General features: G+C 70.6%; 16 protein-coding genes. 9 read left to right on the top strand and 7 right to left on the bottom strand.

Annotated features, from left to right (window positions below; translation table 11 throughout):
- Positions 1-71 precede the first annotated feature (71 nt).
- The 3 genes from VF330_RS34150 to VF330_RS34140 all read left to right on the top strand — a co-directional run bounded on the left by VF330_RS34150 (position 72) and on the right by VF330_RS34140 (position 1,143).
- Positions 72-467 carry an ATP-binding protein gene (locus VF330_RS34150; RefSeq protein ID WP_330855847.1) on the top strand — a complete coding sequence of 132 codons (396 nt, stop codon included), beginning with the start codon at positions 72-74 and terminating at the stop codon, positions 465-467.
- A gap of 22 nt (positions 468-489) precedes the next feature.
- Positions 490-723 carry a DUF6480 family protein gene (locus VF330_RS34145; protein ID WP_330855846.1) on the top strand — a complete coding sequence of 78 codons (234 nt, stop codon included), beginning with the start codon at positions 490-492 and terminating at the stop codon, positions 721-723.
- Between the two features lie 72 nt (positions 724-795).
- Entirely contained in the window at positions 796-1,143 is a 348-nt protein-coding gene (locus tag VF330_RS34140) for an STAS domain-containing protein (RefSeq protein WP_330855845.1), read from the top strand.
- Here the strand turns inward: VF330_RS34140 and VF330_RS34135 are convergent.
- Positions 1,132-2,016: an exopolyphosphatase gene (locus VF330_RS34135; protein WP_330855844.1), complete on the bottom strand. Its 885-nt coding sequence runs from the start codon at positions 2,014-2,016 to the stop codon at positions 1,132-1,134. The genes VF330_RS34140 and VF330_RS34135 overlap by 12 nt on opposite strands.
- Before the next feature lie 110 nt (positions 2,017-2,126).
- Here VF330_RS34135 and VF330_RS34130 point away from each other — a divergent pair, with 110 nt between their 5' ends.
- Together VF330_RS34130 and VF330_RS34125 are read left to right on the top strand one after the other, a co-directional pair.
- The gene (locus VF330_RS34130; protein WP_330855843.1) at positions 2,127-3,110 is read left to right on the top strand and encodes a hypothetical protein; all 984 of its coding nucleotides are present in this window, start codon (positions 2,127-2,129) and stop codon (positions 3,108-3,110) included.
- A 228-nt stretch (positions 3,111-3,338) separates the two neighbouring features.
- Positions 3,339-4,544: a glycoside hydrolase family 88 protein gene (locus VF330_RS34125; protein WP_330855842.1), complete on the top strand. Its 1,206-nt coding sequence runs from the start codon at positions 3,339-3,341 to the stop codon at positions 4,542-4,544.
- Here the strand turns inward: VF330_RS34125 and VF330_RS34120 are convergent, their stop codons facing one another.
- Positions 4,545-5,105, bottom strand: a complete 561-nt coding sequence (locus VF330_RS34120) for a hypothetical protein (protein WP_330855841.1) — start codon at positions 5,103-5,105, stop codon at positions 4,545-4,547.
- A gap of 20 nt (positions 5,106-5,125) precedes the next feature.
- Here VF330_RS34120 and VF330_RS34115 point away from each other — a divergent pair, with 20 nt between their 5' ends.
- The 3 genes from VF330_RS34115 to VF330_RS34105 all read left to right on the top strand — a co-directional run bounded on the left by VF330_RS34115 (position 5,126) and on the right by VF330_RS34105 (position 8,335).
- The gene (locus VF330_RS34115) at positions 5,126-5,791 is read left to right on the top strand and encodes a response regulator transcription factor (RefSeq protein WP_330855840.1); all 666 of its coding nucleotides are present in this window, start codon (positions 5,126-5,128) and stop codon (positions 5,789-5,791) included.
- Positions 5,788-7,068, top strand: coding sequence for a HAMP domain-containing sensor histidine kinase (locus tag VF330_RS34110; protein WP_330855839.1), 1,281 nt, complete (start codon positions 5,788-5,790; stop codon positions 7,066-7,068). The genes VF330_RS34115 and VF330_RS34110 overlap by 4 nt, the downstream gene beginning before the upstream one ends.
- 754 nt (positions 7,069-7,822) lie before the next feature.
- Positions 7,823-8,335 (top strand): ATP-binding protein, encoded by a 513-nt coding sequence (locus tag VF330_RS34105; protein ID WP_330855838.1) that lies wholly within the window; start codon positions 7,823-7,825, stop codon positions 8,333-8,335.
- Between the two features lie 106 nt (positions 8,336-8,441).
- Here VF330_RS34105 and VF330_RS34100 read toward each other — a convergent pair whose 3' ends face one another.
- From VF330_RS34100 to VF330_RS34090, 3 genes are all read right to left on the bottom strand, one after another.
- Positions 8,442-9,269: an extensin family protein gene (locus tag VF330_RS34100; protein WP_330855837.1), complete on the bottom strand. Its 828-nt coding sequence runs from the start codon at positions 9,267-9,269 to the stop codon at positions 8,442-8,444.
- Positions 9,270-9,398: 129 nt separating this feature from the next.
- Entirely contained in the window at positions 9,399-10,301 is a 903-nt protein-coding gene (locus tag VF330_RS34095) for an SRPBCC family protein (protein ID WP_330855836.1), read from the bottom strand.
- Positions 10,302-10,326: 25 nt separating this feature from the next.
- Entirely contained in the window at positions 10,327-11,589 is a 1,263-nt protein-coding gene (locus VF330_RS34090; protein ID WP_330855835.1) for an NAD(P)/FAD-dependent oxidoreductase, read from the bottom strand.
- Between the two features lie 134 nt (positions 11,590-11,723).
- Here VF330_RS34090 and VF330_RS34085 point away from each other — a divergent pair, with 134 nt between their 5' ends.
- Complete coding sequence (locus tag VF330_RS34085) at positions 11,724-13,205, top strand: FAD-dependent oxidoreductase (RefSeq protein WP_330855834.1); 1,482 nt, start codon at positions 11,724-11,726, stop codon at positions 13,203-13,205.
- 45 nt (positions 13,206-13,250) lie between these two features.
- On the opposite strand, the gene VF330_RS34080 is transcribed toward VF330_RS34085, so the two are convergent.
- Together VF330_RS34080 and VF330_RS34075 are read right to left on the bottom strand one after the other, a co-directional pair.
- Positions 13,251-13,664, bottom strand: coding sequence for a hypothetical protein (locus tag VF330_RS34080; protein ID WP_330855833.1), 414 nt, complete (start codon positions 13,662-13,664; stop codon positions 13,251-13,253).
- Between the two features lies 1 nt (position 13,665).
- Positions 13,666-19,728 carry a PA14 domain-containing protein gene (locus VF330_RS34075; protein WP_330855832.1) on the bottom strand — a complete coding sequence of 2,021 codons (6,063 nt, stop codon included), beginning with the start codon at positions 19,726-19,728 and terminating at the stop codon, positions 13,666-13,668.
- Positions 19,729-19,787: the final 59 nt, after the last annotated feature.

Raw genomic sequence — 19,787 nt, 5'->3', positions numbered from 1 at the left:
TGCAGCACGACGTCCGGGCATGCGACCACCGGGGGGCTGAAAGATCCGAACGGGGCGCCGGATGTGCGACGATGCGCCTTGTGCTGAACGACCCACTGGCTGAGGTGCGGGTGTCCCTGACCCGCGAGGGCGGGTCCTGCGCACGCGCCAGGAAGGCGGTGCGCGACGCCGCCGGCTCGTGGGGGTTGTCCGACGACCTGGCCGACGACGCGCAGCTCGTGGTCACCGAGCTCGTCTCCAACGGGATCGACCACGGCGAGGGGGCGATCAGCCTCGCCGTGCGCCGCACGACGGGCGGGATGCTCCTCGAGGTGCACGACGAGTCGCCGAAGCAGCCCGTGCTGAGACCTGTCGACCCCGGTTCGGCGCGCGGGCGGGGCATGCAGCTCGTGCAGGCCCTGAGCGTCCGCTGGGGCACTACGCCGGACGGCGGAGGAAAAGTGGTCTGGGCTCAGCTAGAAGGCTGAAAAAGGGGGTACCTCACCCCGTATGACCGCAACCCCTCCTGACCCCGACCCGCTCCGCACGCCCGGCCTGGAGCCCGGTGGCGGGGTCGCGCCGGGTGACACGCCGCCCGACTCCGGGTCGACGACGACCGGGCTGACGCACCACGAGCAGAAGCCGCCGAGCAAAGCCGCGTCACGCATTGTGATCGGGCTCATCGTGCTGTTCGCCGTTCTGGTGGCGGCGATGTTCGTGACCAGGGCTTTCCTGCTGGGCTGAGGCCCGGGCGGAGGCCGCTGCGCTTGTGACCGTCACGGAAAGACGCGTACGGTCGGTCCGGACGGGAGTCCTATGAACGAGCTTCGACAGAGAACGACCTATGTCCAGTCCATCCCGATCGTCTCGCTGACCGGCGAGATCGACATGATGTCGTCGGCGCCGGTGACCAGCAGGCTCGCCGAGCTGCTCGACCGCAAACCGCCCGCCCTGGTCGTCGACCTGCGGGAGGTCCGGTTCTTCGGGTCGGAGGGCATCCGCGCCCTCGTGGAGACCCAGGCCCAGGCCGACGAGCTCGGCGTCCGGTTCGGCGTCGTCAGCGACACGAGAGTCGTGTTGCGGCCGCTCGAGATGACGGCCGTCGACCAGGTCCTGCTGCTGTTCGCCGACGTCGACGACGCCGTCACGGCGCTAGGCGGCTGACTCGCGCCGTCCGCGCGACCGCTCGACCAGTTCGAGCAGCAGGCCTTCCTTGGTGGACCACGGCGAGATGTCGACGACGTCGTGTCCCGAGACCTTCATCAACCCCTCCGCGACCACCGCGCCCGCCAACGACTGCTGGGCCCGGTGGCGCGAGATCCCCGGCAGCGCCGCGCGTTCGCGCACCGAGAGCTTCGCGAGCCGGGGAATCCACTTCTCCAGGTCCTTCAACCGCAGCTGCCGCGGCCCGTGGACGCCGTTGCGCGCGCCGGCGAGCCGGGCGAGCTGCTCGAACACCTTGGAACAGCCGACCGCGCGAGCGCTCTCGTCGCGCGGGAAGGCTTCCGCCAGCCGGTCGCGGACCTCGGCCCGCATCTCGTCCACGGCCAGGCCGCTTCGCGTCAAAGTCCTCGCGCCCAACGGCAACGACAGCGCGAACTCCGGTTCCGCGCCGAACCCGGCGGCCAGCTCCACGGTGCCGCCGCCGACGTCGAGGACGACCATCGGGCCGGCGCTCCAGCCGAACCAGTGCCGCGCCGCCGCGTACGAGTAGCGCGCTTCTTCCTTGCCCGACAACACCTTCAGGTCCACGCCGGTGCGTCTGGCGACCTTGCGCATGACCTCGGCGGCGTTCGAGCTGTCGCGCACCGACGACGTGGCGAACGGCAGGAAGGGGACGTCACCGGCCTTCTTGCGGGCGGCCCGGACGGCGGCGCAGAGCGACTCGACGCCGGCGGCGGTGATCGCGCCGGTGGAGTCCAGCTCCCGGTCCAGGCGCAGCCTGACCTTGTGGGACAGCAGCGGGCGTGTCAGGTCTCGTTCCACGACCACCAGGTGTGCGCTGAAGCACCCGACGTCGAGAACCCCGACCGCCATCCGCCACTCTCCTTCTCGTCAAGTTCCCTTTACCCCATCGGCACCATTCTGCGGGAACAGAGCACCCGATCAGGCGAAGTCGGCCTGATGAGATGCGTTACAGTCGCCCGATGTCACTGGTGGAGATACCTTCCCGGCTCGAACACGCCCTCAGCAAGGCTCAACGCGGCGTAATCGTCCTGGCCGTGGACGGTCTCTCGTCGGACGTGGCCAAACAGTCGTGGCTGGCCGCCTCCCTCTCCACCCTCTCCTCCACCGTGCCGTCGACGGCCGCGACGGCCTGGCTGACCGCGCTGACCGGTGTGCCGGCTGACGTCCACCGCGTCGCGGGAACGGTGTACCGCAACGGTTCCGGACTCGTGCACGCCATCAACGGCACGCCGGCGATCCCGGACCTGCCGACCGTGCTCGAACGGCACGGCGCGACGGTCCTGGCCCGCGAGATCGACCTCCTCGAGGGCACCTGGGCCAAGGCCCTGCTCCGGGGATGCACCCGGTTACCCTCGCCCCCTCGGCACAAACTCACCGCCCAGGCGGAGGATCCGCCCCTGCTCGTCGCGAACGTCGTGGCGGACGTGGACAAGGCGCTGCCCGACGCCCGGCTGCTCTGGACGTACGTCAACGTGGACGACCACGTGCACGCCAACGGGTACGACGAGTCGGTGCACGAGGCGATGCTCCGCCTCGACGCGCACGCTTCCCGTTGGGCCGCACAGGGTTGGACCGTCGTGGCCCACTCCGCGCACGGCCAGGTCGCCGTCGACCCCGACCCCGGCCTCGTCGAGGCGTGGGACGCGATCGTGCGCGAGGAGTGCGCGATCCCCTCCGGCGGCGCAGGCCGGATGCGCTGGCTCTACCCGGAACCCGGCCGCGAGGACGCCGTTTTCGACCGCGTCGCAACGACTCTGGGCTCGACGGCCACGGTGCACCACGCCACCGACCTCGGGCTTCCGCAGCCGGAGGCGGGTCCCGTCGTCGCGGTGGCGGCGTCGCCGGCGTTCCCGATCGCCGACCCCTCCAAGAAGTTCGAGCACGGCGGACTGAGCCGCGACGAGGTCGACGTCCCGTTCGCGGTGTGGCACAACGTGGAGTAACCGCACAAGCGTCGTTTTCTCAAGCCGCACAAGCAGAACCGCGCGCGACCCGACGCCTTCGCCCTTCTTCTCCGGACCGGGAACCGTTCATCCACATGAACTCTTCCCGGTCCCTTTTCGCTGTTCAGAAACATGAACGAAGCGGTGAGAACGAATTCTTGTCAGGCTTGCGACCACTCTGGCACTGTGGCCGTGGGCGCAAGGACATGAAAGGGACTGGACAGTCTCGTGAACCTGTCTCGACGCACCCTGCTGGCGTCTGCCGCGGCCACTCCCCTGCTCACCGGAACCGGAGTCGCGCTCGGCACCGGGGAAGCCGCGGCCTCCCCCGCGCGGCTGCGCACCGCACTCGACTACGCCCTCGCCAAGCTCGGGGCGGTCGCACCGGGCATCATCTCGTTCCCGGAGATCACCCGTGCCGAGAAGTGGACCTACGTCGCCGACGGCGGCTGGGTCGGCGGTTTCTGGCCCGGCACGCTGTGGCTCGCGCACCTCGACAGCGGCGACGCGCGGTTCCGCGCGCTGGCCGAGGCCGCGAACGACCGGCTGGCACCGCGCCGGCTCGACCCGCGCGACCACGACCTGGGTTTCCTGTTCTCCCCGTCCTGGGTCACCGCGTACCGGCTCACCGGCGACGCGAAGTGGCGCGACGGCGCGGTGGAGGCGGCGAACACGCTGACCAAGCGCTGGAACGCCGCGGGCAGGTTCATCCGCGCGTGGGGCGCGATCGGCACCCCGGGCAACGCCGGCCGGGTGATCATCGACACGATGATGAACCTGGACCTGCTCGCGTTCGCCACCGAACAGACCGGCGACAGCAGGTTCCTGGACATCGCGATCGCCCACGCCAGGACCACCCGGACGCACTTCCTGCGCGCCGACGGCTCGACCCCGCACGTGTTCGACTTCGACCCGGACACGGGTGCCCCGGTCGGCCAGAACACCGTCCAGGGCTACAGCCCGACGTCGTGCTGGGCACGCGGCCAGGCGTGGGGCATCTACGGCTTCACGACGATGTACCGCCGCACGGGCTTGAACGAGTTCCGCGACACCGCGCGCAAGATGGCCGACTTCGCGCTCGACGCCCTGACCCCGGACCACGTGCCGGTGTGGGACTACCGCTCGCCGTTGGGCGCCAACGACGTCAAGGACTCGTCGGCGGGCGCGATCATGGCGTGCGGCCTGCTCGACCTCGCGAAGGCGACCGGCACCGACCGCTACCGCGACCGGGCGCTGCGGATCCTCGACGGACTGGTGGCCACCTGCCTGACCACCAGGTCGACGCGGGCCGAGGCAGTGCTCGCGCGCGGCACGCGCAACCGGCCGGCCGAGGACGGCGTGGAGGTCTCGCTGCCCTACGGCGACTACTACCTCTTCGAGGCGATCCTGCGGGTGCTCAAGCCGGCACAGGTAGCGAAGGCCATCGGCCTGTGATCACTGCTCGATGACGCGCGCCGTCGGCCCGTCCGCCCAGGTGGCCTCCAGCCTGGACAACCGGCCGGCGGCGGTGCGGAAGTTCACCACGAGCGGCCCGCCCGGCTGCTCCACCGAGACCGACCAGCCGTCGGCGGGAGTCGCGGACAGCGCCGCCACCTCCCCGGTCGGGCGGTACCGGGCCACCACGTCACCGCCACGCAGGTGGAAGGCGTGCACGTAGGATCCGTCCGCCTGCCATTCCCCCTCCTGCGGTTGAGCCGTGGACGGACGCGCGTCCGTACTACTGGGAGGAGCCGGAACGGACGAGCTGACAACAGGAGGCCTGGTGGTCGTGGGCGTGGACGTGACGGGCGGGGTGCCGATCGAGGGCCCCGACTCGGGGACCGGCACGGTGAGCGAGGTGACGGTCGGCAGCGGCAGCACGGCGGCCCCGAGCGCCGGGTCCGCCGGGACCACCGGCGCGGGTTCCATCGCCGACCGGATCCCGAACCAGGACAGGCCGACGGCGACCGCGGTCACCACGGCCCACGCGGCCAGGTATCCGATCGCCCGTCTCACCTCGAAAACCCTCCTCTGACATGGCATCGGTACTTCTCGTCGAAGACGACCCGGTGGTGCGGGCGGCGGTCACGCGCGCCCTCACCGGTCAAGGCCACATGGTGCACGGTGTGGCGCTCGCGATCGAGGCTTTGCGCGAAGTCACCGCGACCGCGTACGACGTCGTGGTGCTCGACCTGGGACTTCCCGACCTCGACGGCGGCGACGCGCTGAGGATGATCCGCGGCGTCACGAACACCCCCGTGGTGATCGCCACCGCCCGCGACGACGAGGCGGAGATCATCCGCCTGCTCAACGCGGGCGCGGACGACTACCTCGTCAAACCCTTCTCCAGCGAGCACCTCGAGGCGCGGCTGCAGGCGGTGCTGCGGCGGGCGCGCGACACCAAGCAGCTCGTCGTCGGCGGCCTGGAGATCGACGTCAGCTCGCGCAGGGCCTCGGTGGACGGGCGGGAGCTCTCGCTCACGCACAAGGAGTTCGAGCTGCTCTCCTACCTGGCGGCCCGCCACGGCGACGTGGTGCCGCGGGCCGAGATCCTGGCGAGCCTGTGGCCGTCCAACCGCGACGACCAGACGCTCGACGTGCACCTGTCGTGGTTGCGCCGCAAGCTCGGCGAACGGGCCGCGCAGCCGCGTTATCTGCACACCGTGCGCGGGGTGGGTGTGCGACTGGTCGCGCCGAGGTGAGGCGGTCACTGGTGCTGGTCGCCCTCGCGGCGACCAGCATGGTGGCGCTGGCCTTCCTGATCCCGCTCGCGATCGTCGTCAAGAACTCCGCGTACACGCGGGCCCTCAGCGAGGCCGAGAAGCAGGCCAACGCGCTCACCCCGGCCCTGGTGATCACCAGGCGGCCGCAGGAGATCCGCCAGGCCATCCGCAGCACCCGCTACGGCGGCCAGCAACGGCTCGCCGTGCACATCGCCTCCCCGGCCGGCACCTACGGCACCTCGCACATCACCGCGGAGGACCTGGAGGAGGCACAGAAGCTCGCGACCGCGTCCACGGTCGAACGCCCCGACGGCGTCGCCTACCTCCAGCCGCTGGCCACCAGCGACAGCGGCATCGCGATCGTCGAGGCGTTCGTGCCGCACGAGGAGCTCACCCACGGCGTGATCGGCACGTGGTGGGTGCTCGCGGGCGTCGCGTTCGGGCTGGTCGCCGGGTCGGTGCTGGTCGCCGACCGGCTGGGCGCGCGGGCCGTGAAGGCCACGCGGGCGTTGGCGGAAGGCGCGCGGCGCATGGGACAGGGGGACATGTCCGCGCGCGTTCCGGTCAAGGGACCTCCCGAGGTGGCGGAGGTGGGGAAGGCGTTCAACGCCATGGCCGAACGCGTCCGCCACCTCCTCGCCGCCGAACGGGAGGTGGTGGCCGACCTCTCGCACCGCCTCAGAACACCCCTGACGGCCCTGCTGCTGGACGCGGACGCCCTCGGACAGGGGTCGGGTGCGGATCGCATCCGCACGGCCGTGCAGGGGCTCGAGAGAGAGGTCGGCGAGATCATCAGGGCCGCCCGGTCGGGTCTGCAGCCCAGCGAGCGCGCCACCGACGCGGCGGACGTCGTCCGCGACCGGCTGGTGTTCTGGTCCGCGCTCGCCGACGACCAGGAACGACCGTGGACCGTGCGCGGCGCCGACCGGCCCGCACACGTGCCGATCGCCCGCACGGAGCTCAGCGCCGCACTGGACTCGTTGCTGGGCAACGTCTTCCGCTACACGCCCGAGGGCACGCGGTTCGCCGTGACGCTCGTGCACCAGGCCGACCTGGTCGCGCTCGTCGTCGAGGACGCCGGTCCGGGCATCACGGACACCGCACGCGCGGTGCGCCGCGGTGCCAGCGGTGGTGGCTCCACCGGCCTGGGACTCGACATCGCCCGCCGTGCCGCCGAGGGCACCGGCGGTTCTCTCCACGTCGACCGCGGGCCGCTGGGGGGCGCACGCGTGCAATTGAGGCTCCGTCGGGTCTAGGTCGGTGGCGGCACCGCCACCGGGGCTCTTTCGGGAGAGCCGGGAAGAACACCGCCGACGGCGTGCGGACCGTGGGACTGGTCCGACGCCGCCGGCGGGCACCGGCAGGCCGCGGCGCACCGCTGCCGCACCACCGGGCTCCGAGCAGGAGGGAGGAACCCGGTGAGCAGTGCGCGCTTGCCTTTTCCCACACCGGTGAAACGAGGTGGATCAGCCGGGGCTCTCGGCGTTGGTGTGGGGGTCCGGCGTATTCAGCAGGGTCTCGGTTCGTTTCTCGATCTGACACAGAAGTTAGCCGACCACCCCCGGCCGCCAATCCACCGTTCAGACGATTAATCGGACTTAAATATCTTTAAGCTCGGCCGCCGAATCGGCGGCGGCTTAATTCGATTTAAGATTGCGGCGTTGATTCCGCGCCGCGGGGGCGGCCCCGGCCCAGGAGCACCCGCGCCGGCGTCCCGACGCCTCGCGACGTGGCATACCGCACGGAACGTGAACACCGCAGCCGTTGCTTCACGAATTCGTCGAAGCGGTTCGCCGGACGGCGATGCAGACCCGAAACGATCACCGGGAGCACAGGACGCTATACTCACGGTGAGCAGAATCAAGCGGTATCGTAACTCGGACGTGACTTTTGACGGGTGAGTCAACCGGGGCATTGCTTCCCGCGTATACCCATGTAGATTCCCGCTCACCGCGACGGCCATTCGGGTGACCACCGCGGATCGCGCGCCGCACGCGAAACGGAGGCAGCATGCAGGCGAACGCCCAGACCGCCCAGGTCGACGACCTGACACTCATCGCGCTGCCCACCGCGGTGAACTGCGCGGATCTGTTCGTGCGCTTCACACTCGGTGAGTGGCGTCTGCGCAACATGATCGGGGAGTGCTCGGCCGTCGCGTGCGCGCTGGTCGAAGCCGCCGTCGAGTCCGCGGACCCCAAGACCTCACGGCTGATCACCCTGCGCCTGCGGCTCAGCGGCGACTACCTGGTCGTCGAGCTGGAGGCGGCGCGGTTCATCATGCCGCCCACCTCCCCCGACCTGCGCACCGGCGAGCTCCAGCTCGCGGGCGGCGTCAAGCTCATCTGGTGCGAGCTCCAGCTGCCGACCGGCGTGAACGCGACCGCGGTGCCGCTGCCCCGCCGCGAGAAGCGCCGTTCGCCCGCGGCCGAGCAGCTGGGCGACGAGCCGGACGTCGACCCCGAGCTCATCCAGCGGATCCTGTTCGGCCTCGGCGGCTCGATGGGCGGCGGCGGTCACCGCTAGGTTCCCCCTCTTTCACGACAAAGGCGCGTCCAGCGATGGACGCGCCTTTGTCGTTCCGGCCCCGCGGACGCTTTGTCAGCGCATTTCCGCGGAATGGGGCTCGCGGTCAGATGTTCTGGTTCGCGAAACCCTTGGTGGCGATCTTCGACAACATGCCCTGCCAGACCGACGAGCTGGAGTGCGGGTCGCCCGTCACGCCGAGCGCCGACTTGAGCCCGTTGAACGCGGCCGTCGTCTTCGGGCCCCAGATGCCGTCGATGGTGAGGCCGGAGGCGCGGAAGTTGTTGCAGACGGCCTGGACGAACTTGGTGTCGGACTCGGAGTCCTGCACCGCGCGGACCGGCATGCCGCCGAAGTCCGAGTGGATGTGGTCGGCGTGGTCGGCGTTGTACCAGCCGTCGAGCACGTACCGGAACCGGCGGCGGCACACGGCCTCCGTGGCGAGGTAGCGCTTGCGGACCGACGCCGTGCCCGAGGCGTGCGCCTGGTCGAGCGGCGAGACGGTGTTGCCGCCGGACCAGCGCACGTGATCGAGGTCCATCGCGGTGCCGGCGCCGTGCTGACCCGCCTTGTCGACGTAGAACCCGGCCGAGACGATGTAGCTGATCGAGCCGTAGCTCGACGACAGCGAGCGCAGGTCCCGGATCCACGCCACGAGCGCGTTGTAGAACGCGTCGGTCGCCTGCCAGTTTCGCGCGGTCGTGTTGCCGCGGTTGGAACGCCAGTAGTAGACGGGCGTGCCGTCGATCTTCTGGAACGTCATCATCGCCAGCGCGCCGACCTCGGCGGCCCGGATCTCCGCGTCGGTGTGCCGGTCGCTGGTCTTCGGGTCTGCTCCGGCGAGGCCGGGCGCGACGGTGGACAGGCCGGCGAGACCGGCGACGGCCGCCGCGCCCGTGACGAAGCCGCGCCTGGTGACGTTGTTCTCGAACACCCCAGTACTCCCTCTCGAGTCCGCGCCGGAGCGGACAGGGGCAAGCCTGCCCCAGCACCCGGCGCGAGGGAGTCTATGGATGTCGTCAGGCCCGGGGAATCGGGCCTGACCTGCTTTTTTCCGTTGTCTTTACCGGACGGGCCCGAGCACGCGGACGAGGCTCTTCTCGGTGTCGTTGCCCAGTTTCTCGAGCGCCAGCTTCGCCACCGGTGCCCCGAGCTTCGCCAGTCCGGTGAACTCGAGGTGGGCGTGGTAGGTGATCCGGGCGGTGCCGGGCGTGGCTCCGGCGGTGACCGTGATGTCGTCGGTCGCGGTGGCGGTGTCGTTGCGGCCGACGAACTGGAGCCCGGTCGGCTCGTCGCGGGTCAGCTCGTAGACGAGCTCGGTCTTGCGGCCGAGGAACATCGACACGTTGCGCCAGCGCGAACCGACCCCGACCGGTCCGTCGTCGAGGCGGCTGCACGACACCGTGCCGGGGTCCCACTGCTCGGTGCGGGAGAAGTCGCGCAGGTACTCGACGACGCCCTCGGGCGGGGACGCGACGGTGAAGGTGCGTTCGACGTCGACGCCGGACACCTGCGGCGAGTGGAACGCCTTCGGCACCTGGCGCACCCGGTACGCGTCGACGAGCTCGGCCTGCTCCGCGGCACGGCGGCCGAGCCGCTCGAGCCGTTCCTCGTCGAAGCTCCGCAGCGTGCGCAGCGTCCGCCACATCGCGGCCTTGGCCTCGATGACGACGCGCAGCCCCTCCTGTTCGAGGACGTCGCTGAGCGGTGAACGGCCGAGCACCCTGCCGTTGAGCTTGAGCCTGCCCGCCTTCTCCGACAGCCAGCCGAGCGCGGCCTTGTGCGGGCGAGCCTCCACGCCGACCTCGCGCATGAAGTCGAGCAGCTCCTTGCGGTCGGCCTCCAGGTCGTCGGCGAGGACGCGCAGCTCGGGGTGCGTGCGGCTGATGCGGCGGGCGAGCTCGCTGCCCGCCGTCGCCCCGGCCAGGTGGTCGTTGATGTAGATGCCCAGCAGCTCCGTGTTCACGGCTCCCGGTTACCCAGCCGTGCCGCTACTCAGCCCCTTTCGCGCGCATCGGCTCCAGGATGATCGGCTGCGCGCGGCGGCCGGTGACGATGTTCCACGCCCACTGCGTCAGCACCGCGACCCGGTTGCGCCACCCGACGAGGAACGCGATGTGCACGCCCGCCCACGCGACCTTGCCGACGAGTCCCCGCAGGTGCAGCTTCTTGATGTCGGCGACGGCGTCACCGGGCGAGATGGTCGCCATGGTGCCGAGGTCGAGGTACTTGAACGGCTTGTGCGTCCTGCCCTCGAGCCGCGCCTTGATCACCTTGGCGACGTGGTGGCCCTCCTGGATGGCCGGCTCGGCGATGCCGGGCAGGTCGTCGAGGTTGACCATGTCGCCGATCGCGAAGACGTCCTCGGTGACCGAGCAGTCGGCGGGGTTGACGATGATCTTGCCCTTGCGGTCGACCTCGGCCCCGGTCGCCTCGGCGAGCTTGCGCGACAGCGGCGACGCCTGCACGCCGGCCGCCCAGATGATCGTCCGCGCCTCGACCCGGTCGCCGTCCTTGGTGGTGAGGCCCTCGGCGTCGATCGACTGGACCATCGCGCCGGTCATGACCGTGACGCCGAGCTGCTCCAGCTTGCGCCGGGTGTGCTCGCGCAGCTTCTCGGGGAACGGCGGCAGCACGTGCGGCACCGCGTCGAGCAGCGTGATCCGGATGTCGCGCGGGTCGATCTCCCGGAACTGGCCCTTCAACGCCCGGCGCGCGAGGTCCGCGAGCTGCCCGGCCAGCTCGACGCCCGTCGGTCCCGCCCCGACCACCGCGAACGACAGCCACTGCTTGGGGTCGTCCGCCGCCACGGCCGTCTCGAACGCGCGGAGCAGCCTCGACCGCAGGCTGACGGCCTGTTCGAGGGTCTTCATCGGCGGCGCGACCTCGGCCCACTCGTCGTGGCCGAAGTAGCTGTCCTGGGACCCGGCGGCCACGACCAGCGTGTCGTACTCGACCTGGCGCGACGACCCGTCCGGCAGGTCGACGGACACCTTCCTGCCCGCGGTGTCGAAGCCGGTCACCTCGCCCAGCAGCACGCGGGCGTTGCGCTGCTTGCGCAGCACGGCCCGGAACGCCGGCGCGATGTCCCCGGTCGGCAGCAACGCCGTCGCGACCTGGTAGAGCAACGGCTGGAAGAGGTGGTGGTTCGTGCGGTCGATCAGCGTGACGTCGACGGCGGCGCGCTTGAGGCCGCGCACGACGCCCAGGCCACCGAACCCGCCACCGACGACTACTACCCGGTGCTTGCTCATGCGGGTCGCATACCCACAGATCGGCCGAGGTATCCGGCAGACGCCTGATCGTGGCCGACGGCACGCCCGGTCCCACCCGCCACATTCACCCCACGTGCCCGCATGGACGCGCACAACCCGGGTACACGGGCGCCATGACCACCACGGCCGACCAGTCGCTCTGGCTCTCCGCGCTGCCCGCGAAGCCACGTCCCCCGCTGACCGGCGAGCACAACTTCGACGTGGCCGTCGTCGGCGGCGGCATCACCGGCCTCACCACCGCGCTGCTGCTCAAGCGGCGCGGGCTCGACGTGGTCGTGCTGGAGGCCGAACGCGTGGCGTCGGGCGTGTCCGGCAACAACACGGCCAAGGTCACCGCCCTGCAGTCCACTGTGTACTCGCAGGTCCGGCGCGCGCACGGCCTGGCCGCCGCCGTCGACTACGCGACCGCCTCGCAGGCCGCGGTGGACCGGGTCGCCGAGCTGGTCAGGTCCGAGCGGATCGACTGCGACCTGCGCCGCTCCCCCGCCGTCACCTACGCCTACACCGAGGACGAGGTGCGCGACGTCGACCACGAGCTGATCTCCGCGCGGCACGTCGGCCTGCCGGTGCGCAGCGGCACGACGGACGTCGACCTGCCGTTCCCCGTGCACGCGGCCATCCGGCTCGACGACCAGATCGCGCTGCACCCCGTGAAGTACCTGCAGGGCCTCGCGAACGCGGTCGACGGCGACGGCAGCGTGGTCTGCGAGAACAGCCAGGTGCTCGACGTGACGGGCACGCGGCTGTCCACGAAGGACGGTGTGGTCAACGCGTCGCAGGTCGTGATCGCCACGCACTACCCGATGCTCGACCGCGGCCTGTACTTCGCGCGCCTGGAGCTGACCCGCGCGTACTGCATCGCCGCCCGCGTGAAGAACCCGACGCAAGCGCTCGCCATCAGCACCGGCAGCCCGTCGTGGTCGATCTCGGCGCACGGCGACCAGCTGGTCCTCGCCGGCCAGAGCCACCCGACCGGCAAGCCCGTCGTGGAACCGTTCCGCCGGCTGGAGGACTTCGCGCGGCAGCACTGGCAGGTCGAGGAGGTCACGCACCGCTGGTCCGCGCAGGACCCGACCGCCTACGACCACCTGCCGATGATCGGCAGCTACACGCCGGGCAGCGACACTCTGTTCACCGCCACCGGCTACATGAAGTGGGGCCTGACCAGCGGCACGTTCGCGGCGACCCTGCTCGCGGACCTCGTCACCGGCAAGCCGAACGACCTCGCCGACCGGTTCAGCCCGCACCGGCTGTCGTTGAGGTCGCTGCCGGACCTGGTGAAGAAGAACGCCGAGGTCGCCGCCCAGATGGTCGGCGACAGGATCGCGCCCGCCGACGCCACGTCCAGCGAGGACCTGAAGCCGGGCCACGCCCACGTCATCCGCGACGGCCTGGGCAAGACCGGCGTCTACCGCGACACCGACGGCAAGCTGCACGGGGTGTCGTTGCGCTGCACGCACCTCGGCTGCCTGGTGCGCTTCAACGCCGCCGAGCACAGCTGGGACTGCCCGTGCCACGGCTCGCGGTTCGACGTCGACGGCTCGGTGCTGGAGGGGCCGGCGACGCGGCCGCTGCCGAAGAAGGAGCCCCGCTAGCGGGGCGCGGTGGCGTGACCCGCCAGCGGGCCACGCCACCTGTCGTCAGCCGCAGGACGTGGTCTTCGCGAAGTCCTCGGCGGACATGTTCTCGTCGTGGAAGCGCACCTTCCCACCGGCCAGGTCCTCCGGCGTGAAGTCGGCGCCGAGCTGCACACCGCCTTCGAGGGTGATGCCCACCCACACGACCTGACCCGGCTCGATCTTCGCGTCGATCACGAAAACCTTGTCGTGCACCGGTTCCACGTGGTCGACGTGCCAGATCCGGGGATCGCCGTCATCGATCGACGCGTCCTGCGACGTCACCGCTTCGACGCGGACGATCGCCGGTGTGTCGCAGTCGGTGTACACGATCTCCACAGACCCGGTCGCGGTCTCGCGCACCGCGACCGGCGGTGGCGGCGAACAGCCGGCGACTGCCGCCACCACCGCGGTCGTGACCACCAGGAGGCGTTTCACGTCAACACCTGTACCCGCCGTCGCGCAGTCCCGCCATCCTCTCCCAGATGTTCTTGCATCCCCGCTGGAAGAGTTCTGTGAGGCCGTAGATGGCGCCGAACGCCGGCCCGAAGAGCGACCACTGGGTCGCGTGCACCGACTCGTGCCGAGCGACCGGACCGCTCACCGACCTGGACCCGGTGAGGAACGTGTTGCCGATGGTCATGCCCGCACGTGCCCCGTAGCCCCACCTCATCCGGGTGCAGTGGACCATCAGACCGGGCGCCCAGTTGCACTTCCCTCCCCACATCCGCGCCCACCTCACGGACGCGGCGGTGAGCGGCAGGTTCACCACGAAGCGGCCCACGTGGAACAGGCGTCGGGCGACGTTGCGCACGGACGGCACGCGCCAGCGCCACCTCAACGACCACTGGCCGTCGAGGTCGGTGTCGTTGACCGGGTTCGCGCCCACGTAGTCGTAGTCGTTGGCGGAACCGCCCTCGACCGGGTCCATCGCGAGGAACCGGCCCAGGACCGGGCTGTAGGGCCGGGCGCCCATCTGCACCAGCGCGAGCGAACCCGCGTGCTCGTACGCGCGCTGGTGCTGGCCGAGCCAGCCGTAGTCCATCCTGCCCGGCAGGTTGTCCGGCACGTCGTTCAGCGGTTCGCCGAACGGCGTGTAGCAGCGCAGGTCACCGCTCTGCCTGCCGGCCGCGTCCGTGGTGAGGACGAGGTCGCCGCGCACGGACGGGTGGTCCCAGGTCACCTGGGCCGCCGCGGTGTAGAGGACACCGCCGGGGAGGCTGACCGTCGTCGAGATCAGCTTCTTGGCCGCGTCCAGTGCCAGGTCGGCGGAGTCGCCCGCCGCCGTGTAGCTGTAGAGCACGGACGCGACCGAGTCGCCCAGCGTCGTGTCACGGCGGGTGATCCGGTTGGTCGCGTCCCGCAGGTACGCGACGGTCGCCGGGTCGGGACCGGTGCTGCGGGCCTTGGTGTTGCGGCCCGCACCGTCGTAGTCGAGGGTCGTGGTGTTCGTTCCCGCGGTGTACCCGGTCGTGTTGCCCTGCTTGTCGTAGGTGAACCCGGTGAGCGCGCCGGCGCCGGTGGTGGCGAGCAGCCGGTCCTGCGCGTCGTAGCAGTAGCCGGTCACCGCCGGGCCCGCCGCCGACTCGTCCGCCAGGCGCACGCGGTTGGTGTTGAGACCCGCGTTCGCCTGCGCGCCCGACGGGCAGCCGGTCACCGACGTCGACGTGAAGTCGTAGGTGTAGTGGTGGCCGGGCACCCAGGCCTGCGTCAGCCTGCCTGCGGCGTCGTAGACGTAGTTGGCGCCGTTCGGGTTCGGGTCGGTCCCGCCGAGTGACTCGTCGACGATCGTTCCTCTCTTCGTGCGGGTCACGGCCGACACGATCTGCTTGCCGTCCGCGGTCGCCCACGTGAGTGATGTGGTGCGGCCGGCCTCGTTCCTGCCGATGGCCGCGAGCTTCGAGCCGTTCGCGTAGTCGACGGACGCCAGTTCGCCCGCGGTGTCGTACGTGCTGGTGGCCAGCACGGTCGTGCCCACCTTCGTGGTGACCGGCCGGTCCGCGTCGTCGTAGGTGTAGGTGGTGACGATCGGGCTGTCGGCGGGGTTCGGAGGTGTCGTCGTGGTGGTGACGACCCGCCCGTTCCGGTCGTAGGCCGTCACGGTCTTCGTGCCGTGCACGTCGGTGTGCCCGACGGTCCGGCCGAGGAGGTCGACCGACGCGGTGACGGTGCCGTTGTGGTCGGCGGTCGTCGACGTCAGCGGGTCACCGTTCACGCCATAGGTGTGGGTGACGGTCCGCGCGCCCTCGGTGGCGCTCGCCGGGAAGGTCTGCTTGACCACCCGGTCCCTGCTGTCGTACTCGGTGCACTGCCAGTCGCCCGCGACCGCCTTCGCCACCACGCGTCCGGCGGCGTCGTAGACCTGCTCGTCGGTGCGCGCCGAGGTCGTCAGCCTCACCGCGCCCGCCTGGTTGACCGCGGGGCTGCCGGGGACGCAGGGGTTGGCCCTGGTCTCGGCGTCCCCGTAGTAGGTGTTGGTCGTCTTCGCACCGCTGGGCCTGGACCTCGTCAGGATCCGCAGGTAGCCGCCGCCGGGCGCCTCGAACCCGGTGCTCTGTCCGAGCGCCAGGCCGTTCGGGTCCGCGACGCTCGACGTGGAGAGCCCGTAGACCGGGTCCAGGCCGCCGTCGTACTTCACGGCATCGACCTTGTCCTGCACACCGGCCGACTCACCGCCGGTCGTCGTCGTGGCGAGGCCGTAACGGGGGCGCAGCAGGTTGCCGGGCACGAGCTCCTGCGTGCCGTAGGGGTTGGTCCAGTGCAGCTCGACCTTCGAGTAGCCGACGTCGTTGAGGTAGTCGATGCGGATGCGCTTGACCGCGCCCACCTCGGGGCTGGTGGTCTTGGCCGTCCGCCACGTGGCGGTGTCGACGTGCTTCCAGTCGTCGATCACCAGCGCGTCGTCGATCCACATCCGGATGCCGTCGTCCACGAACGCGCGCAACGTGTACTCGCCGCCCGCCGGGAAGACGATCTCGCCGGTGAACCGGGCGGAGAACACGTCACCGGGCATGTTCGGCGGATGCCCGCGTTCCCAGCCCCAGTTGCCGGCGAGCGACCCGTCCGCGGTGCCGACACCGGTCGTGACGACCTTCGGCACGCCGGACAGCGAGGTGTTGTCGTAGAACGCCGCGCTGAGGCCCCGCATGCCCTCGTCGTACCTGGTGGTCGTCGCGGGCACCTTGTCCCAGCACTGGCCGGTCGGGATCTGGCCGGCGAAGCACGACGCGGGTGCGGGACCGTACTGGCCGACCGGCCGGTCGGCGTAGTCGTACTCCGTGGTGGACAGGCGGCCGGCCGTGTCGGTGGACGACGTCGGCTTGTCCTTGGCGTTCCAGGTCTGCCGGGTGGTCCTGCCGGTGCCGTCGGTCGAGGTGAGCAACCGGTCGGCGTCGTCGTAGGCGACGACGTTGGGCTGGGCGTGGCCGGCGATGGTGACGGACGTCTTCCTGCCGGCCACGTCGTAGCCGTAGGCGTGGGTCGCCCGCGGCTCACCGGGAGTCGCGGCCGGAGCCGTCACCCTCGTGGCCTTGGCCTTGCCGGCGGACTGGTCGTACTCGATCTTCGCGACGACGTCGGTGAGACCACCGCGCGCGGTGGAGTCGGCCGCCACCCAGTCGTTGACCAGTGGTGTCCGCACCTGCTCGAGCAGGTCGCCGGTGTAGCCGTAGTCGGTGACCTGCGAACCGGGGTCCTCGATCCGCGACAGGTGCCCGCCGTTGTACCAGAGCCGCGTCTCCGAACCGTCCCAGTAGGACACCCGGCAGAGCATCTGCGCGGGAGGAGCCGGGTCGGCTCCCGGTGGGGGCGTGGCGCCGCCGTAGCAGTCGTCACCGGACCTGTTGTAGTGCAACACGTGCGCCCGTCCGCTGACCGGGTCCTTGACCTGCGTCAGCCGCGCCGGGGTGGCACCGTCGTAGACGTTCTGCAGCGTGGCCGGTTTGCGCGAGTCCGCGACCGAGTACTGGGTGTCGAGCTTGCCGTCGGCGCGGAAGGTGAAGATGCTGCCCCCCTCGTTCAGCGTGACCAGCCCGGCGGTGTCGAGCGAGAGCACGCCGTCCTCGCCGTCGGGCGCGGTGTAGCCGCCCGCGCTCTTCTTCGTCCACGTGTGCTTGCCGCCCGAGGCGTCGGTCAGGACCACGTTCTGGTCGGTGACCTGGGCGGAGGTGTAGCTCACGCCGGTGCCGTCGAGGTCGGAGGAGAGCGTCCAGCCCTGCGGCAAGGCGGGCAGGTCGCTGCTGAACAGCCAGTCGGCCGGCACGATCTGCGGAGGTACCGCCTCGGCGGTCGTGCTGCGGACGAACAGGCGCATCTGCGACGCTCCGGTGATCTCCTGGAGCTCGACCTTGATCGGCACGCGCTGACCCGCGGTCAGCGCGACCTCGGTGCCCGCGGCCCAGTTCACGTCGCTGGCACTGTCACCGTCGTAGACCTTGGCGCCGTTGATGAACACCTCGGCGCCGTCGTCGTGCAGGCCGGCGAACTTGTACTTGGCCGTGTAGGGCGCCTGGAAGAACCCCTCCCAGCGCACCACGAACCAGTCGGTGCCCAGCGCGGGCGCGAACGGCGACTCGGTGCCCCAGGACACGTTGACCTGCGGCTCGGTCCGCACCAGCACGGGCTGCTGGCCGGGGTTGATGATGCCGTTGTGGCTCAGGTCGGTGAAGTACTGCGCCCGCAGGCCCTTCGCGTCGCGCTGCTGCGAGTTGTACTTGAACGTCAGGCCGGCGTTGCCGCCGACCGCGACGAACGTCGGTGTGGCCTCGGACGTCTGGACGTTGCCGTTGGCGAGGTTCACCGCGATCGGGCCGACGGTGTCCACAGGGGACGGACCGTGGTCGCCGATCCGCTGGTCCACCTTGAGGTGCCCCACCCACGACGGCGTGACCGTCGTGGAGCCGGAGTAGGCGGAGGCACGCCAGGTGTAGTTCACGCCGTCCTGCAACACGCCTGCGGGCACCTGCCAGTCCGGGCTCGGCAGGCAGCCGGAGTCGACGACGACGCCGGACTGCGCGTCCGAACCGGTGGCGATCTTGAAGCAGTACCTGACCGCGTCCCCGTCGGGGTCGGTGACCGGGCTGACCGACAGGGTCGGCGTGAGCCCGGTCAGCACGCTGCCGTCCGCGGGTGCCTTGAGGGCGGGCGCGGGCGGTGCGGTGCCGGTGTCGACCACCAGGGTGGCGTTGAGGTGCTTGTAGGTCCACGTGCCCGCCTGCTCGGCGCCGGTCAGCATGAACGCGACGTTGAGGTCGCGCGCGTCGACCCGCGAGCGCAGGAAGTTCGTGAAGTCGTTGCTGCTGAACGAACCCTCGTCACCGACGAGCGCACCCGCCAGGTACTGGCCGAGTCCGTTGATGTTGCGGTCGCTCGCGTGGTACAGCCCGGCGCCCCAGGTCTTGATCGAGCCGTTGGTGCCGGTGTCGCGGGTGACGTCGAGCCGCGCGCCGACGACGGTCTTGCCGAAGAGCGGCGAGTAGTCGATGAAGAACCAGCTGCGGTTGTAGGTGTCGCCGTTGGCCTGGCTGTTGCCGATCCGCAGGCCGCAGTTGTCGCAGGTGTAGCCGTCGGAGCGGTAGGTGTGCGCCTCCTTGACCCCGTAGGTGAAGGTCGGGTCGACGCTCACCGGGTACACGCGTGCGGGATCGGCCAGCCACTTCTCGTCGACGCCGACGGTCAGCCACCAGGCGTCGCCGTCGCGGTCGAGGGTGTAGGTGCCGCCGGTGGTCGCGGGGGCGCGGTCGTCCTTGCCTGAGGAGTCCCAGGTCTCGACCGGCGGGATCACCAGTTCGACCTCGCCGGCACCGTCGCTGAGCAGCACCGCGCCGTTCTCGACGCGCGGGGTGAGACCGCCCGCGGTCAGCCGGAACCGCCACGACGACCTGCCCGGCCGCTTGACCTTGATCGTCTCCTTGACCTGGCCGGACTCGACCTCGTAGTCGAGGTCGGTGTCCGGGGCGACGTCGGCGTAGCTCACCCTGTCCCCGTCGACCTTCGCGGTGGCGGCGACGGCCTTGTCCATCGCGAGCCCGACCTCGTGCTCGCCGACCTTCACGGACAGCACGGCGCCGTCGTCCGCCCTGTCCGCGAACGACGGGTCGAGCGGGTGCAGCTTGGCCTGCGCACGCCGCGACCTCGCGTCCACCTGCAACCCGGTGTCCACCGGCTGCCACGCGCCGGAGGCGTCGCGCACGTTCATCGGCGCGGTCGACCGCTTGACGGTCCGGGTGCCGTCCGGGTTCTCGTACTCCTCGGCGAACATCGACCGGGAGACCAGCTTCGACCGCTTCGCGTCGAAATGACTGGATTTGTTCGTGGACAACGGTGTGAAATCGGCCTGCTGCTTCACCGGGGGCTGGTTCTTCCCCGCGGTGCTGTGCAGCAGTGCCATCTCACGTGGATTTCCGGCGACCGGCGCGGCGGTCGCACCGGACGGCGCGAGCACCACCTCGGCCGACGAGAGCAGCAAGGCCGCCACCACGGCGACCACGACTCTTCTTCTCATGAAGCCCCCTCTTCAGGGCATGCGCGTGTGCCGGGCACACGTCCATGCCGAGGTCCTGG

The organism is Lentzea sp., from assembly GCF_036380075.1.
Taxonomy (GTDB): domain Bacteria; phylum Actinomycetota; class Actinomycetes; order Mycobacteriales; family Pseudonocardiaceae; genus Lentzea.
This window is presented reverse-complemented; position numbering and strand designations above follow the sequence as displayed.